Here is a 14,711-nt window from a genome sequence, read left to right as displayed (position 1 = left end):
TCATACGGGTAGGTGCAAGGGTTTGTCCTGGATGCACCGGACCATGGCGCCGGGATGCGGCACCAGCACTGGCGGCTGCGATTGCACGCAGACGGGCGCCACATGGCTGCAGCGCGGCGCAAACGCGCACCCTGGCGGCAGATGCGCCAGGCTGGGCGGGCTGCCGGGGATCGTCTCCAGCACCTTGCCGCGCATCACACCCTGCACGGTGGAGGACAGCAGCCCGGCGGTGTAGGGATGCCGGGCACTGCGCAGGACATCGCGGGCGCTGCCGGTTTCCACGAATCGCCCGGCATACATCACCGCCACCCGGTCGGAGATTTCGGCGGCGACCCCCACGTCGTGGGTCACGAACACCACGGCCATGCCCATTTCCTCCTGCAACTGGCGCAGGAGAAGCAGGATCTGGATTTGCACCGTGACGTCGAGCGCGGTGGTCGGCTCGTCCGCCAGCAGCACGCTGGGGGAACACGCTAGCGCCAGCGCGATCATCGCACGCTGGCGCATGCCGCCGGACATCTCGTGCGGGTAGTTTTTCAACCGACGTGCGGCGGAGGGGATGCGCACGTGCTCCATCATCTCCAGCGCTCGCTTCATCGCCGCGCGGTGGCTGACGCCCTCGTGCTGGACCACCGTCTCGGCGATCTGTTCGCCGATGGTGTAGACCGGGTCCAGGGCCGCCATTGGCTCCTGGAATATCATCGACACGGCGCCGCCGCGCAGCTTGGCCAATTGAGAGGGCGGCAGGCTGAGGATTTCCGTGCCCTTCAGCAGCACCTTGCCGGTGATCGTCGCCTGGCGCGGAAGCAATCCCATTAGCGCCTTCAGGCTGACGCTTTTGCCGGAGCCGGATTCGCCCAGGATCGTGAGCGTCTCGCCAGGCGCCAGTGCGAAGGAAATGCCGTTCACTGCCGCCACGTCCGCCTCGTCGGTGCGGAAGCGGACGGTCAGGTCGCGCACCTCCATGGCGGCAACGGTGTTTGCCGCGTCAAGCATGGGTGAGCACCCGGCCTTCCTGCGCCTCCGGCACGACGCAGGCCACCAGATGTTCGGCCGGCCCGTCATCCACCATCGGTGGCGCCAAGGGTGGAATGGCGGCAGCGCAGATATCCCGGGCGTAACTGCACCGCGTGCGGAAACGACAGCCGGAGGGTGGATCGATCGGGTTTGGCGGGTCGCCCGTCAGCGGCATCGCCGTGGTGCGCTTGTCCGGATCCATCGACGGCTTGGACGCCAGCAGCGCGCGTGTGTAGGGATGGCGGGGCTGGCGGTAGATCGCCTCCACCGGGCCGCTTTCCACCACCTGCCCCAGATACATCACCATCACCCGGTCCGACACATACTCCACCACGTTCAGGTCGTGGCTGATGAAGATGTAGGTCAGGTCGAAGCGCGCCTTCAGCTCCCGCAGCAGGTTCAGCACCTGCGCCTCGACGGATTTGTCTAGGGCGGACACCGCTTCGTCCAGGATCACCAGGCGCGGTTCCAGCGCGAGTGCCCGGGCGATGTTCACGCGCTGGCGCTGGCCGCCGGACATTTCGTGCGGGTAGCGTCTGGCGTGTTGCTGCGGGTTCAATCCCACCTGGGCCAGAAGGCTCTCGGCCTCCTCGTACGCGCGGCGCTTCGGCACGCCGTGCATGTGCGGTGCGTAGGCGATGCTGTCGACCATGGTCATGCGTGGGTTCAGCGACGAATAGCTGTCCTGGAACACCATCTGCATCTGCCGTCGCATCGCCGCGACGGAGATGCCGCCGGTCGCGCCGACTTCGTCGCCGTCGAAAATCAACGTGCCCTCGTCTGGGGCGATCAACTGCATCAGCAGCCGGGCGGTGGTGGACTTGCCGCAGCCGCTTTCCCCGACGATGCCCAGCGTCTCGCCCTTGCGGACGGAGAAGCTGACGTCGTCCACCGCGTGCACGGTCGCCTTCACACGGTTCAGCACGCCACCCCGCACCGGGAAATGCTTGCGCAGGTTCTGCACCGTCAGCAGCGGTTGCGCCTTGCCACCGCGGTCGCGCGGGTCGAGTGCTCCAGTCTTGGCCATTCGCATTCCCCCGCCCCTACCGGTTCAGCCGCACGTCCATGGCACCCCGCAACCCGTCGCTCATCAGGTTGAAGCACATGGATGTCACGAAAATCAGCAGACCCGGCAGCGCGGCGACATAAGGCTGCACATAAATCGCCTGGCGCAGAGAGTTCAGCATCAGGCCCCATTCCGCCTGCGGCGGCGTGACCCCCAGCCCAAGGAAGCTCAACCCGGCGGACAGGATGATGGACAGGCTGATCAGGCTGGTCGCGTAGACCAGGATCGTGCCCAGCACGTTGCTGAGGATGTGGTGGCGGATGATCTGCATGGTGGAGGTGCCGCCTGCCCTCGCCGCCTCCACGAAGTCCAGTTGGCGGGTTTGCGCCGTGACGGTTTCGGCGATGCGCACCATCGGCGGGATGAACACCACGGCCAGCGCGATGATGGAGTTGGTGAGCCCGTTGCCCAACAAGCCGCAAATCGCCACCGCCAGCAGGATGGAGGGGAAGGCGTAGAACACGTCCATCGTGCGCATGATGAGCGTGCCGATGCGGCCGCCGACGAACCCGGCGACGATGCCCAGGAAGCTGCCGACCACCAATGAGACCGCGACGGGCACGACGCCTGCCAGCAACGACAACCGGCCGCCATAGCAAAGCCGGGTCCAGATATCGCGCCCGGTTTCATCCGTGCCAAGCCAGTGGCCCGGCGTGCCGATCGGCTTCAGCCGCAGCATGATGCTGCCCTGGTATGGGTCGTAGCTGGTGACCCATGGCGCGGCCAGCGAGATGAACACGATGGCGACCAGCATCGCGGTCACGAACAGCGTCGTCTTGTCCCGCAGCAGGCGCCGGCGCACCAGTTTCCAATAGCCGGCCGGGGCGATGAACGCGGCGGCGGGTGCGGCCAGCGTGCCGGGCTGGGCCATCGTGGTGTCCGAGGCCATTAGCGGCGGATCCGCGGATCGATGGCGGCCTGGATCACGTCGACGGCGAGGTTCAGCAGCACGAAGAATGTCGCCAACACCAGGATCGTCGCCTGCAGCACCGGAATATCCCGGCGGAAGATTGCCAGGTTCAGCAAATTACCGGAGCCGGGCCAGTTGAACACCGTTTCGATCAAGATCGAACCGCCGAGCAGGTAGCCGAATTGCAGCCCCATCAGCGCCAGAACCGGCGGGGCCGCGTTCTTGATGATGTGGCGTAGCACCGGCCAGCGGGTCAGCCCCTTCGCGCTGAGCGCACCAACGAAATCCTGGCTGATGATGTCCAGCACGCGGGCCCGCACCAGACGGCCGATCACGCCCATCGGGATCAGCATCAGGGTCACAACCGGCAGGATCATGTATTGCAACCGCTCGTAGAACGGCAGCGAATCATCACCCATGCCCTGCGCCGGTAACCAGTCGTGCAGCACGGCGCACAACATCACCAGAACGATCGCGCACCAATAATGCGGCAGGCTGACGCCGGCGGTGGTGATGGCGGAAAACAGCTTGTCCGGCCATTTGCCGTAATACGCGGCGGAGAGCAGCCCGAGCACGATTCCGAACCCGAACCCGAAGAATGCCGCGAGCAATGCGAGCTGAACCGTATTGCCCAGCGCAACCACCAACTGGTCCCACACCGGGGTCGCGTTGAAGACCGACAGACCAAATTGCCCGACCGCGGCGTGGCCTAGCCAAAGGAAATATTGAATATACAGTGGCTTATCGAAGCCATACGCGATCTTCATCTGCGCGATGGCTTCCGGTGACGCCTCGGGCGGCATCAACATGTCGATCGGGTTGCCGGGGGCGATGTGCACCAGGCCGAACACGACCAGCGACACGCCCAGCAATGTGGGGATGGCGAGCATCAGTCGGCGAAGGCTGAACAGGAGCACGCGAGGCGCCTCCACGGAAATTGCATACCGAACCGCTGCAGTGCAGCATGTGAAATCTGCCTCATAAACGCCCAGCCTGTCCAGCGAGGATTGTCCGAACAATTAGCACTTGCTGATTCGTTCATCGAATGGTCAGACTGCGGCAACATCCATGGTGAAAACCTGGGCATTCCAAATCAACGAGGTTCTGCGACATGATCTCCCGGCGCGATCTGATGACGACGACCATCGCGGGCGCTGCCGCCGCGGCAGCCCCATTCGGGCCGGCTGCCAGCGCGGCGCCGATACAGAATTTGCGCATCGCGATGACAGCGTCCGATCTGCCCACCGTCACCGGCATCCCGAACAATGGTGGCGAGGGCTACCGTTTCCTTGGCTACCCGCCCTATGACGCGCTGGTGAACTGGGACTTCGTCCATACCGACCAGACGGCGGAAGACACGCCCGGGCTGTTCTCGTCCTGGAAGATCGACGAGAAGGACAATAAGCGCTGGCTGTTCACCGTGCGCAGCGGCGTCAAGTTCCATGATGGAACGGATTTGACGGCGGATGCGATCAGCTGGAATCTCGCCCGGATTTGGGACAGCAAGTCCCCGCAGTTCGATGCGCCGGCCGCCCCGATCGTCAGCGCCGTCGTGTCGATGTTCGACAAGTGGGAGAAGGTCGATGATTCGACCATCGCCATCACCACCAAATATCCGTTCAGCTTCTTCCCGTATTTGCTGACCCGCGTGCTGATCGTGAGCCCGACGCAGTGGGAAAAAGTCGGCAAGAGCTGGCCGAATTTCGCCAAGGCGCCGGTTGGCACCGGGCCGTTCAAGATTACCCGCGTGGTGGCTGGGCAATATTGCGAGATGACCCGGAACGAGGATTATTGGGACAAGAAGCGCATCCCCAAGGTGGACAAGATGACGGTCTACCCGATGCCGGAAGCCACGACCCGCCTCGCCGCCCTGCGTTCGGGCCAGGTGGATTGGATCGAGGTGCCGCCGCCCGACGCCATTCCGTCGCTGAAGGCCGCTGGATTCAACGTCAGCCTGTGGCCGTATCCGCACACTTACCCGTATATTCTGAACACGACGGAAAAATCGGCCTTCCACGACGTGCGCGTGCGCCAGGCGGCGAACTACGCGATCGATCGGGAGGGGCTGTGCGCCCTGCTGAACGGGACTGCCAAGCCGGCGGTCGGGCTGTATCCGCCGGGCCATCCGGTGTTTGGGACGCCGAAGAACAACTACAAGCACGACCCGGACAAGGCGCGCGCGCTGCTGAAGGAAGCGGGCTACGGTCCGGACAAGCGCCCCAAGGTGAAGATCATGATCTCCACATCCGGCTCTGGCCAGATGGTGCCGATTCCGATGAACGAGTTCATGCAGCAGAACTTCCAGGCCGTCGGCATGGACGTCGATTTCGACGTGGTGGAATGGGGCACTATGCTGGTGGCCGTCCGCAGCGACCCTGGCTCGACGCAGTCACACGGGGTGGATGGGGTGAATTGCAGCCTCAGCTACACCGACCCGTCCTCGATGTTCCGCTACTATTCGACGGATAGCTGGTCTCCGGTCAACTGGAACTGGGGCCATTGGAGCAGCCCCGAGGCGGACAAGCTGCTGAAGACCGCCCAGGCGACGTTCGACCCGGCGGAGCAGACCAAGCTGCTGGCGCAGGCACATGCGATCATCGTGGACGAGGCGCCGTGGCTGTTCATCGTGCACGACCTGAACCCGCGCGGGCTCAGCAAAAAGGTGCAAAACTTCCATCCGGCACAGTCCTGGTATCAGGACTTCACCCAGGTGACAGTCGCCTAGTTCGTCGGGGGGAGCGCGGCTTCCCCCGACGCCTTGCGTTCAGGCGGCCGCGAGTGTCGGCCGCCGGGTGCGCGTGCCCAACGTCCGCTCCACCGCGTCGCCCGCGCGAAGTACCAGGTCATCCTCGAACGGGCGGCCGCCGATCTGGAAGCCGAACGGCATGCCGGTTTCGGAATAGCCATTGCAGACCGAAACCGCCGGGCTGCCTGTGAGGTTGAACGGGCGGTTGTAAAAAGGCGCCGCCTTCGCCGCCATGCCATTCGTGCCCAAGGTATCGGCGGTGCGGCGGGCGGAGGGGAAGACCAGCAGATCCACATCCTGCATCGTCACCGCCAGATCGGCGATCGCCTTGGCACGATGCCGTTGCGCGTTCACATAATCGGTGCCGCTGAAGAACGCCCCCGCCATCAGCCGCTGCCGGCCGTACGCGCCGTATTTTTCCGGGCTGGCGGTGAGCGTGTCTTTGTGGATGGAGAATGCCTCCGACCGGGAGATGATGGTGGCAATGCCGTCATAGAACGAGAACGGCGAGAGCGTGACGTCGCTGACCACCGCGCCGAGATCGCGGAAGGCGGCGAGCGTCTGTTCGGTGGCGGCCAATATTTCGGGCTCGGCAGGTGCGTCCGTTTCGAAGAAGTGCCGCACCACGCCGATGCGCACGCCGGCCAAGCCGCCGCCGAACCCGGTGGTGAAATCCGGCACCGTCACATTGGCGCTGGCCGGGTCCTGCGGGTCGTGCTGGGCCAGCACCGACATCATCAGCGCGCAATCCTCGGCCGTCCAACACATCGGGCCGGCGTGATCCAGCGAGTAGGATAGCGGCAGCACGCCGCGCCGGCTCACCAGGCCGTAGGTCGGCTTGTGCCCGGCGATGCCGCACCATGCAGCCGGGCCGCGGATGGAGCCGCCGGTGTCCGACCCCATCGCGCCCATGCACAGCCCAGCCGCCACAGCAGCGCCGGATCCGCTGGAGGAGCCGGAGGGGTCGCGCTCCAGATCCCAGGGGTTGCGCGCGGGTGGCCAGGGTAGGTCGAAGGAGGAGCCGCCGATGGCGAATTCCCACGTTGCGGCCTTGCCCAGCACGATGGCGCCGGCCTGGCGTAGCAGGCGCACCGTGGTGGCGTCGGTTTGCGGCACGTAGTTGGCATACAGTGCGGAGTGCGCGGTGGTGGTGATGCCGGCGGTGCAATAGATGTCCTTCAGCGCGATCGGGATGCCGTGTAGTGGGCCGATGTAGCGACCGGCCATGATCTCCGCCTCCGCCTGCCGCGCCTCGGCCAGGGCGGTTTCGCCCAGGACCAGGATGTAGCTGTGCAACGCCGGGTCGATGGCGGCGATGCGGGTGAGAAAGGCCTGGGTCAGTTCCACCGGCGAGAGTTTGCGCGATTGGATCAGCCGGGATGCTTCGGCGATGGTCAGGAAATGCAGTGCGTCGGACATTCGGGTTGCCTTTCTGGCTGGGTCAGGCGGCAAGGCTGGGGCGCATGTCGCGCCAGGGGGCGATCTGCTCGTACGCCGCGGCGACTTGCAGCAGGCGAGCGTCGGCATAGGCGGGGCCTACGAACTGCACGGATAGCGGCAGGCCCGATTGGGACAGGCCCGACATCATGGCGAGCGCTGGGTGGCCGGTGACGTTGAACGGCATGCGCGCCTGCCGGCTGAACGTGTGGCCGATGGCGTCCTGATCGTCGATGACGCAGGCCGGGTCCATGGCGCTGGCGCACAGCAATACGTCGACGTCCTGGAAGACGGTGTTGACGGCGGTGATCAGCGCCAGGCGGTGGCGTTGCGCCTGCACGTAGTCGGCGCCGCCGATGAAGGCGCCGGTCATCAGGCGCTGACGGGTGGCGGTGGCGTAATCGCCCGGGCGCTCGCGCAGCCATTTGCCGTGGATGGCGAAGGCCTCGCAATATTGGATGGTGCGGTTGACGGCGATGAATTCGCGCAGATGCGGCAAGGTCACGGTGCGGATGTCCGCCCCCTGCCCGGCCAGCGCGGCGGCCACGCCATCGAGACCGGCGGCCACTTCCGGATCGGCGATCATGTCCGATTCATGGAAACTCCGCACGTATCCGACGCGCAAGCCCTTCACGCCGCGATCGAGCCCGGTGACCGGCTGAACTGGCCCGGCGACGCTGCCGGGATCCGCCGGGTCGTAGCCGGCGATGATCGCCAGCATCGCCGCCGCATCCGCGGCCGTGCGCGCCATCGGCCCCACGTGGTCCATCGTGAACGATAGTGGGAACACGCCGCGGCGGGATACCAGACCGTAGGTTGGCTTCAGCCCCACGATGCCGCATGCGCTGGCGGGATTGCGGACCGAGCCGCCCGTGTCGGTGCCCAGGGCCAGCGGGAACATCCCCGCGGCCAGCCCGGCGCCGGAGCCGGAGGACGAGCCGCCGGGATGGTGGGCGGGGTTCCAGGGATTGCGCGCGGGTGGGGACGGCAGATCGAATGACGGGCCGCCGATGGCGAACTCCCATGTCGAGAGCTTACCCATCACGATGGCGCCGGCGCGGCGTAGCAACGCCACCACATGGGCGTCCGCAGCGGCGATGTTGCCCGCCAGGATCTTGGAATGGCACGTGGTCGGCAGCCCAGCGACATCGATGATGTCCTTCACGCCCACCGGTATGCCGTGCAGCGGGCCTCGGCTGCGACCGGCCATGATCTCCGCCTCGGCCTGCCGGGCGGCAGCCAAAGCGGCTTCCCGATCGGGCAGGATGAACGCGTTGATCTGCGGGTCCAGGCGATCGATGCGGGCAAACAGGGCCTGCACCAATTCGACCGGCGACAAGGTTTTATCGGCGTAGGCTTTGCCAATCTCGGCAACGCCCATCCATGCGGGATCGCTCACCTGACGGGCACCGGGCGCATGGGTGGCCACGGTTCGGCCCGGAGGTCGGGCGGTGGCACGATATCGGCCATCGCTGCAACGGCATTGCCGAACGCGACGGCAACATCGCCGGGAAACTGCTCCAGCGCCAGATGCAGCCCGGCGCGACGCGCCATGCCCACCCAATCCTCGTCATCGCTAGCCATCCAGCAGCCTCCATCATGATGCGCTGCAACACAGTTCCGCAAAATGATTGTCCGGACAAGAGCGGACGTGCTGCACTGCGACAAATGGCATGACGCTTGCTGGCCTATTGCGCAGACAGACCGAGGGTGACATGGACGACGATTACGCCCGGCGTGGTTATGGGGAATTAGGGATCGGCTTCGGCAAGCGCGTCGGGATCGCGGTGGTGGATTTCCAGCTCGCCTTCACCGATGCCCGTTTCGCTCTCGGTGGCTCGGCGCTGACCGATCGTGCGGTGCAGAATACCGCGATCCTGCTGAAGGCGGCGCGGGCGGCCAAGCTGCCCGTGGTCAGTTGCTACACGGCCTATCACGGCGTGGCGGACGCGCCGCATTGGAAGATCCCGCCCGTGCTGGAGACGCTGCGCCATGGGTCGGACGCCGCGAAGCTGGACCCGCGCATCTATGATCCCGAGTACGACGTCGTGCTATGCAAGGCCGGCCCGTCGATCTTCTTTCACACGCCGGCCGCGCCGATTTTCGTCAAGCAGGAGGTCGACACGGTGATCGTCACCGGCTGCACCACCTCGGGCTGCGTGCGGGCCAGCGTGATCGACGCGTTCAGTTACGGCTTCCGCGTCATCGTGCCGGAGGATTGCGTCGGCGACGTGGAGGAAGGGCCGCACATCGCCAATCTCCGCGACGTGGGCCGCCGCTATGCCGACGTGGTCGATCTGCAAATCTGCCTGGACCACATCGCCGCCCTGCCCCGGCCCAATACGTGATTTAGATCAGGACACCGCGTAGCCCAGCGACTGGCGGAACCGGTTCTTCAGGTACACGCCGTCGCGCGCTGGCAGAGCGCGTGGGGTTTCGCCGGGCGCGATCCGCACGCGCACCAGGCGTGGGCCAGTCGTGGTGTCGTGCAGCATCGTCCGCGTCGCCGCCAATTCGTGCCGTTCGGTGACCGTGCTCACGGCGCCGAACCCGGCGCTGGTGGCGATTGCAGCCAGGTCCACGCCATGGCCGCTATGGCTCATCTGCATGCCGGTTTCGCCAAAATGCCCATTATCCAGCACGACGATGGATAGATTGGGTGGCCGCTTCACGGCGATGGTCAAAAGGCCGCCGACGCCCATCAGCGCCTCACCATCGCCGGTGACGACCGCGACCGGGCGGTTCGGTTGCGCCAGCGCCAGGCCCAGCCCGATCAGCGCCGCGCCGCCCATGGCGCCCCACAGGTAGAAATTGGCGTCATGATCGCCGGCCGCGAAGACGTCGTAGGTCGGCGAGCCAAGGCCGCACACGACCAACAACTCGCCCCGATCCGCCAGCAAGACCGCTACCGTTTCCCGCCGGTCCAGCGTTCCGAATTGCGACATCACTTGGCCCCCAACCACTGCTTGCGCCCGATGACCTTCTGCGAGATCAAGACCGCCACTTGCTGATCGCCGTCGTAGGCCAGGGACGCCGCGGCGCTCACGGTTTCGCTCGCTTCCTCCGCCGCGTCGATCCGCATCACGGTGACGCCCATGTGCTGCAACACGCCGGGTGTGCCGCGGCCCATCGGCACCTGCCACGGGTTGAACTCCGCCCACTCACCCCGCATCGTCACCAGCGTCAGCAGGGGGAACCGGCACACCGTCATCAGCGACAGCATGTTGATGCAATTGCCGACGCCGCTGGACTGCATCAGCAGCACGGCGCGGTCGCCGCCCAGCCACGCCCCGGCGGATAGGGCGATGCCCTCCTCCTCCGTGGTCAGCACGGTTGCGATCATCGCCGGGTCCGCATGGGCACGCTTGATCAGACGCGAATGCCCGGCGTCCGGCACGTAGCAGACCTGCTTGACCTCGAACGCCTTGAGGCAGGCGAAGATGTCGTCCGGCCAGGTTGGTGCCGTCGATCGATCTCTTGGCAATTGATCGCTGGGCGATTGGTCGCTTGTAGGCAAGTCCATCTGTGGCTGCTCCGATTGCGTGGCGGGGTCGGCTACGAGGCCTTGGCGAGGATGGGCTTGAACGAGTCCATCGCACGCGTCAGTTCGGTCTTCGGATCGCCGCCGCCGATGATGTTGCTCAACCCGATGCCGAGCGTGTCGCGGAACTCCGTCACCGGCACGATTTCCGGCAGGCCGGAGCGGGAGATCTTGAGGCTGGTGAGCGTGGCGTCGAACCAATCATCCGGGAAACCGCCGGTGCGGCTGATCGGGTTGGTGTAGGCGCTGGCGCGGGGTGGCGTGCCGCTGCCGGTGCGCAGCATTTCCGGCATCACCGTCTTGCCGGTGGCCCACTGGGTGTAGAGCCAGGCCGCCTTCTTGTTGCGCGTCGCCTCCGGAATGCCGATCGCGTCGGTGAAGGCGGCGGCATAGCGGCCCTTCGGCCCGGCGGGTGTGGCGGCGAACCCGACCTTGTCCGACACGCGGCTCTTGGTCTTGTCCAGCAAGGGGGCGGCATAGCCAACCCCATCGATCCACATCGCGGCGCGGCCCTGGCTGAACGTGGTCTGGCATTCGTTCCAGTTGAAGCCGATCGAACCTGGAGGGGCGTAGCGCGTCATCAACGTCTGGTACAGCTTGGCAGCCTCCAGCGCGGCTGGCGTGTCCAGCAGCAGGGTGTGGCCGTCCGGGGTGATCGTCTCCTGGTCCCAGCCCAGCAGCATGTGGTCGTATAGCACCACGTTGGCATTGCGCAGGCCCCGACCGACCCAGCCGTAATTGCCGGCCGCCTTGTCCGTCGTCTTCTCCGCGTAGGCCAGCAGCTGGTCATACGTCGCCGGGGGCGCCGACAGCCCGGCGCGGGCGAACAGCTCCTTGTTCCAATACAGGATGAACAGATCCTGGTTCAGGGGCAGCGCGTTGATCTTGCCGTCCGCGCCGGTGGAGGCATGCATGGTGGGGGCGCTGAAATCGGCCATGTCCAGGTCGGGCGATGTCATGGTGGCGTCGGCGATCAGCGGGCGCAGATCCATCATCCACGCGCCCTTCTCGACCAGGCGCTTCTGCACGTGCATCGCGATGTTGACCACGTCGAAATCCGGCCGGCCGGAGGTGAGCGACAGCGCGACTTTCGGGCGCTGCTGCTGTTCCGGGATCGCCTCCGACGAGACGCGGATGCCGGTCATCTCCTCGAACTTCTTCTGGTTTGCCTGCAGGACGTCGGCGCGCGGGCTCTTGGTCAGGTTGACGTCCAGCGAGGTGCCTTTCGCCTGCTTCCAGTCGAAGGCCGCCTGGGCGCCGACCGATTCGACAATGGCCGGGGCTGCCAGCAAGGCAGCAGTGCCGGTCAACAGCGTGCGGCGATTCAGCATCGTTCGTTTCCCATCGTTATTGTGTCTTTGCGTGGGAGCCTAAGCGGACGCGGAGCCGGCGGCAATGATCGAGGATCATGGTGGCGATTTGCCGCAACCGCGAAGACGGCTCTATTCACCCCTGTCACGTGAGCCGGGAATTGAGGGTGCGCATGAGTGAGGTGGTGGACACACAAGCCAGCCCGGTTCCGGTGCCGGAGGCCTCGGCGGCGCTGCTCACCATCCTGGCCGTTGGCGTGGGCGTGCTGGTGGCCAATTTGTATTATGCCCAGCCGCTCATCGCCTCGATCGGGCAGGAGTTGGGGGTGTCCTCCGGGTTCGCCGGGTCGATCGTGAGCGTGGCGCAGATCGGCTATGGGACGGGGTTGTTTCTGTTGGTGCCGGCGTCCGATCTGTTCGAGAACAAGCGGCTGGTGCTGACGCTGATGGGGCTGACGGTGCTGTGCCTGGTCGCCCTGGCGACTTCGGGCAGTGCCGTGGCGTTTTTCGTCGCCTCGTTCCTCATCGGAGTTTGCGCCACCGGGGCGCAGGTGCTGCTGCCCTTCGCCGCCCACCTTATTCCGGAGGCGCGGCGCGGGCGCGTGGTGGGCAACATCATGGCGGCGGTGCTGACGGCGATCATGCTGGCGCGGCCGGTTTCGCTGTTCATCTCCGCCTCGTTCGGCTGGCGTGCGGTGTTCTGGACGTCCGCCTGCATGGTGTCGGCGGTGGCGTTGCTGTTGGCGCGCAAGATGCCGCGCTATCGTCCTGCGGGGGGGATGCATTACGGCCAGATCATTAGCTCGATGGTCATGCTTCCGCCGCGGATGCCGGCGTTGTGCTGGCGGTCGGCGTATGCGGCGCTGATGTTCGCCGCGTTCAACATGTTCTGGACTGCGGCCCCGCTGATGCTGGCGGACCGGTTTGGCCTGAGCCAGTACCAGATCGGAATGTTTGCGCTGGCGGGCGCCGGCGGGGCGTTCGTGGCGCCGCTGGCTGGGCGGCTGGCCGATCGCGGGTGGGAATTGGGGGCGACGGCGGGTGCGATGATCGTGGTGGCGCTGGCCTTCGGCGGCCTGGGCTGGGCGGCCAATGCGGCCATGATGGTGTGGCTGGTGGTGATGGCGGTATGCCTGGATGCGGCGGTGCAGACCAATTCGGTGGTCAGCCGGCGCACGGTGTTCGGCACCTCCCCCGCGATCCGCGGCCGGGTGAACGCCCTGTACATGACGGCCAACTTCATCGGCGGCGCCATTGGGTCGTTGCTGGGCAGCGTCACGTATCATCAGGGTGGCTGGACCGCCACGACGTCGACCGGGGTGGTGCTGGGGCTGATGTTGCTGGGTCTGTTGGGGCTGGAATTACGCGGCCGCAGGACGGCGCCTGCAGCGCCCTAGGCGATCGTAGCAGATGGACCCGTTACAGCTCTGCGCGGTTGCCACGTTCGTCGCCATGGGAGCGGCAACCCAGCGTGTCACCGGACTTGGGTTTGCCCTGGTCAGCGCCCCGCTGCTGGTGCTGGCCATCGGGCCGGTCCAGGGTGTGCTGCTGGTCAACGTCCTGAACCTGACAACCAACCTGCTGGTGATGGCGCAGACCTGGCGCAAGATCCAGGTCAAGCGGGTCCTGTTGCTGGCGATTCCAGCGCTGTGCCTGGTGCCGATCGGACGGCAGGTGGCGCTGTACACGCCGGCAGCGCCGCTGATGATCGGTATTGGCCTGGTGGTGATGGCCGCCTTGCTCGCGGTCCCCTGGCTGCGCCGCACCCGCGTCTTCACCGGGTGGGCCGGCGCCATCGCGGCTGGCGGGCTGAGCGGGTTCATGAACGTGACTGCGGGCGTCGGCGGCCCGGCCATTACGCTCTATGCCGTTGGCATCGCGTGGGAGCACACGGCCTTCGTGGCGTCGATGCAGCTGTATTTCGGCATCGTCAACAGCGGGTCGATCGTTGCGAAGGGGTTGCCGAGCCTGGCAACGATGGACGCCGTGATCATCTTGGCCGCCCTGGCCGTCGGGTTGTGCGCCGGGCATTTCGGCGCGCGCCGCATCCCGGTCCACCGTGCCCGGCAGGCTGTGTTCGCGCTTGCCCTGGGGGGTGCGATCGCGACTGTCATGAAGGGCGTGCTGTTGCTGTGGTGAAGGCATTCAGGATGGTTACCGGTGCATCGGTGGATCAATCGCATCTGGAGGGCTATTCTGTCTGGCCCTATCCATCGAAAGCTTCCCCTATGTCCGAAACCCCACCCGATCGCCTGTCCACCAACCCGGCGAGCTCGCATTACGATGCTACATTGCTGGAGCGCGGCATCGGCATCCGGTTCAACGGTGCCGAGAAGACGACGGTCGAAGAGTATTGCGTCAGCGAAGGCTGGGTTCGCGTTGCCGTTGGCAAGACGCTGGATCGCAAGGGCAACCCGCTGACCATGAAACTCAGTGGCACGGTTGAGCCGTATTTTCGTGATGTGGCTGCTGCCTGAGAGCCCGGGGCTCGTTAGAACGTTAGACTCTAGAGTCTGTTAGAGAGTTAGGGGCTGGGATTACCCAATGGCTTGATGGGCTTACGTGGAGTCGCCGTTCGCCTTTCCCCGATTCTTCGTTCCCGATTCCCCGCGCCCTGGCGTTCCCGATCCCCCGTCATGGTGTTCTCGAAACCCCGTGGCGGGGCCGGGCAGTGGTGAACACGC

The 14,711-nt window shown here is 65.8% G+C and carries 15 protein-coding genes; 5 read left to right on the top strand and 10 right to left on the bottom strand.

The window, feature by feature from the left end; genetic code table 11:
• The 4 genes from GSQ76_RS11755 to GSQ76_RS11740 are packed head-to-tail and all read right to left on the bottom strand — an operon-like array spanning position 1 to position 3,910.
• On the bottom strand, positions 1-996 hold the full coding sequence (locus tag GSQ76_RS11755) for an ABC transporter ATP-binding protein (RefSeq protein WP_158744103.1): 996 nt from the start codon (positions 994-996) through the stop codon (positions 1-3).
• On the bottom strand, positions 989-2,044 hold the full coding sequence (locus GSQ76_RS11750; protein WP_254070368.1) for an ABC transporter ATP-binding protein: 1,056 nt from the start codon (positions 2,042-2,044) through the stop codon (positions 989-991). The genes GSQ76_RS11755 and GSQ76_RS11750 overlap by 8 nt, the downstream gene beginning before the upstream one ends.
• A 16-nt stretch (positions 2,045-2,060) precedes the next feature.
• Positions 2,061-2,972, bottom strand: a complete 912-nt coding sequence (locus GSQ76_RS11745; protein WP_254070367.1) for an ABC transporter permease — start codon at positions 2,970-2,972, stop codon at positions 2,061-2,063.
• On the bottom strand, positions 2,972-3,910 hold the full coding sequence (locus GSQ76_RS11740) for an ABC transporter permease (protein WP_158744101.1): 939 nt from the start codon (positions 3,908-3,910) through the stop codon (positions 2,972-2,974). Before GSQ76_RS11740 ends, GSQ76_RS11745 begins: the two co-directional genes overlap by 1 nt.
• Positions 3,911-4,125: 215 nt before the next feature.
• Between GSQ76_RS11740 and GSQ76_RS11735 the strand changes: the two genes are divergently transcribed.
• A complete protein-coding gene (locus GSQ76_RS11735; RefSeq protein WP_216851010.1) occupies positions 4,126-5,718 on the top strand; it encodes an ABC transporter substrate-binding protein in 1,593 nt (530 codons plus the stop codon).
• Between the two features lie 39 nt (positions 5,719-5,757).
• Here the strand turns inward: GSQ76_RS11735 and GSQ76_RS11730 are convergent, their stop codons facing one another.
• The 3 genes from GSQ76_RS11730 to GSQ76_RS11720 are packed head-to-tail and all read right to left on the bottom strand — an operon-like array spanning position 5,758 to position 8,760.
• Positions 5,758-7,158 carry an amidase gene (locus GSQ76_RS11730; protein WP_158744099.1) on the bottom strand — a complete coding sequence of 467 codons (1,401 nt, stop codon included), beginning with the start codon at positions 7,156-7,158 and terminating at the stop codon, positions 5,758-5,760.
• A gap of 22 nt (positions 7,159-7,180) precedes the next feature.
• On the bottom strand, positions 7,181-8,575 hold the full coding sequence (locus GSQ76_RS11725) for an amidase (RefSeq protein ID WP_158744098.1): 1,395 nt from the start codon (positions 8,573-8,575) through the stop codon (positions 7,181-7,183).
• A complete protein-coding gene (locus GSQ76_RS11720; RefSeq protein WP_158744097.1) occupies positions 8,572-8,760 on the bottom strand; it encodes a hypothetical protein in 189 nt (62 codons plus the stop codon). Before GSQ76_RS11720 ends, GSQ76_RS11725 begins: the two co-directional genes overlap by 4 nt.
• Before the next feature lie 131 nt (positions 8,761-8,891).
• Between GSQ76_RS11720 and GSQ76_RS11715 the strand changes: the two genes are divergently transcribed.
• Positions 8,892-9,524, top strand: a complete 633-nt coding sequence (locus GSQ76_RS11715; RefSeq protein ID WP_158744096.1) for an isochorismatase family protein — start codon at positions 8,892-8,894, stop codon at positions 9,522-9,524.
• Between the two features lie 6 nt (positions 9,525-9,530).
• Here GSQ76_RS11715 and GSQ76_RS11710 read toward each other — a convergent pair whose 3' ends face one another.
• Genes GSQ76_RS11710 through GSQ76_RS11700 form a run of 3 tightly spaced genes read right to left on the bottom strand, consistent with a single transcriptional unit; the run spans position 9,531 to position 12,048 of the window.
• Positions 9,531-10,121: a thiamine pyrophosphate-dependent enzyme gene (locus tag GSQ76_RS11710; RefSeq protein WP_158744095.1), complete on the bottom strand. Its 591-nt coding sequence runs from the start codon at positions 10,119-10,121 to the stop codon at positions 9,531-9,533.
• Positions 10,121-10,699 carry a thiamine pyrophosphate-binding protein gene (locus tag GSQ76_RS11705; protein ID WP_158744094.1) on the bottom strand — a complete coding sequence of 193 codons (579 nt, stop codon included), beginning with the start codon at positions 10,697-10,699 and terminating at the stop codon, positions 10,121-10,123. The genes GSQ76_RS11710 and GSQ76_RS11705 overlap by 1 nt, the downstream gene beginning before the upstream one ends.
• Positions 10,700-10,731: 32 nt before the next feature.
• The gene (locus GSQ76_RS11700) at positions 10,732-12,048 is read right to left on the bottom strand and encodes an ABC transporter substrate-binding protein (protein ID WP_158744093.1); all 1,317 of its coding nucleotides are present in this window, start codon (positions 12,046-12,048) and stop codon (positions 10,732-10,734) included.
• 152 nt (positions 12,049-12,200) lie between these two features.
• Between GSQ76_RS11700 and GSQ76_RS11695 the strand changes: the two genes are divergently transcribed.
• The 3 genes from GSQ76_RS11695 to GSQ76_RS11685 all read left to right on the top strand — a co-directional run bounded on the left by GSQ76_RS11695 (position 12,201) and on the right by GSQ76_RS11685 (position 14,504).
• Positions 12,201-13,424 carry an MFS transporter gene (locus GSQ76_RS11695; protein WP_158744092.1) on the top strand — a complete coding sequence of 408 codons (1,224 nt, stop codon included), beginning with the start codon at positions 12,201-12,203 and terminating at the stop codon, positions 13,422-13,424.
• 13 nt (positions 13,425-13,437) lie between these two features.
• Positions 13,438-14,166 (top strand): TSUP family transporter, encoded by a 729-nt coding sequence (locus GSQ76_RS11690; RefSeq protein ID WP_158744091.1) that lies wholly within the window; start codon positions 13,438-13,440, stop codon positions 14,164-14,166.
• Between the two features lie 89 nt (positions 14,167-14,255).
• Entirely contained in the window at positions 14,256-14,504 is a 249-nt protein-coding gene (locus tag GSQ76_RS11685) for a DUF3297 family protein (RefSeq protein WP_158744120.1), read from the top strand.
• The last annotated feature ends 207 nt before the right edge of the window (positions 14,505-14,711 follow it).

The organism is Acidisphaera sp. L21 (genome assembly GCF_009765685.1).
Lineage (GTDB): Bacteria > Pseudomonadota > Alphaproteobacteria > Acetobacterales > Acetobacteraceae > LMUY01.
Note: the sequence above shows the minus strand (reverse complement) of the source record. Positions and strands in the feature narration are given on the sequence as shown.

Excerpts from the sequence above, each read along its gene's own strand:
- GSQ76_RS11755 (WP_158744103.1), bottom strand. The coding sequence starts at position 996 with ATGCTTGACGCGGCAAACACCGTTGCCGCCATGGAGGTGCGCGACCTG.
- GSQ76_RS11750 (WP_254070368.1), bottom strand. The coding sequence starts at position 2,044 with ATGGCCAAGACTGGAGCACTCGACCCGCGCGACCGCGGTGGCAAGGCG.
- GSQ76_RS11745 (WP_254070367.1), bottom strand. The coding sequence starts at position 2,972 with ATGGCCTCGGACACCACGATGGCCCAGCCCGGCACGCTGGCCGCACCC.
- GSQ76_RS11735 (WP_216851010.1), top strand. The coding sequence starts at position 4,126 with ATGACGACGACCATCGCGGGCGCTGCCGCCGCGGCAGCCCCATTCGGG.
- GSQ76_RS11730 (WP_158744099.1), bottom strand. The coding sequence starts at position 7,158 with ATGTCCGACGCACTGCATTTCCTGACCATCGCCGAAGCATCCCGGCTG.
- GSQ76_RS11720 (WP_158744097.1), bottom strand. The coding sequence starts at position 8,760 with ATGGCTAGCGATGACGAGGATTGGGTGGGCATGGCGCGTCGCGCCGGG.
- GSQ76_RS11715 (WP_158744096.1), top strand. The coding sequence starts at position 8,892 with ATGGACGACGATTACGCCCGGCGTGGTTATGGGGAATTAGGGATCGGC.
- GSQ76_RS11710 (WP_158744095.1), bottom strand. The coding sequence starts at position 10,121 with ATGTCGCAATTCGGAACGCTGGACCGGCGGGAAACGGTAGCGGTCTTG.
- GSQ76_RS11705 (WP_158744094.1), bottom strand. The coding sequence starts at position 10,699 with ATGGACTTGCCTACAAGCGACCAATCGCCCAGCGATCAATTGCCAAGA.
- GSQ76_RS11700 (WP_158744093.1), bottom strand. The coding sequence starts at position 12,048 with ATGCTGAATCGCCGCACGCTGTTGACCGGCACTGCTGCCTTGCTGGCA.
- GSQ76_RS11695 (WP_158744092.1), top strand. The coding sequence starts at position 12,201 with ATGAGTGAGGTGGTGGACACACAAGCCAGCCCGGTTCCGGTGCCGGAG.
- GSQ76_RS11690 (WP_158744091.1), top strand. The coding sequence starts at position 13,438 with ATGGACCCGTTACAGCTCTGCGCGGTTGCCACGTTCGTCGCCATGGGA.
- GSQ76_RS11685 (WP_158744120.1), top strand. The coding sequence starts at position 14,256 with ATGTCCGAAACCCCACCCGATCGCCTGTCCACCAACCCGGCGAGCTCG.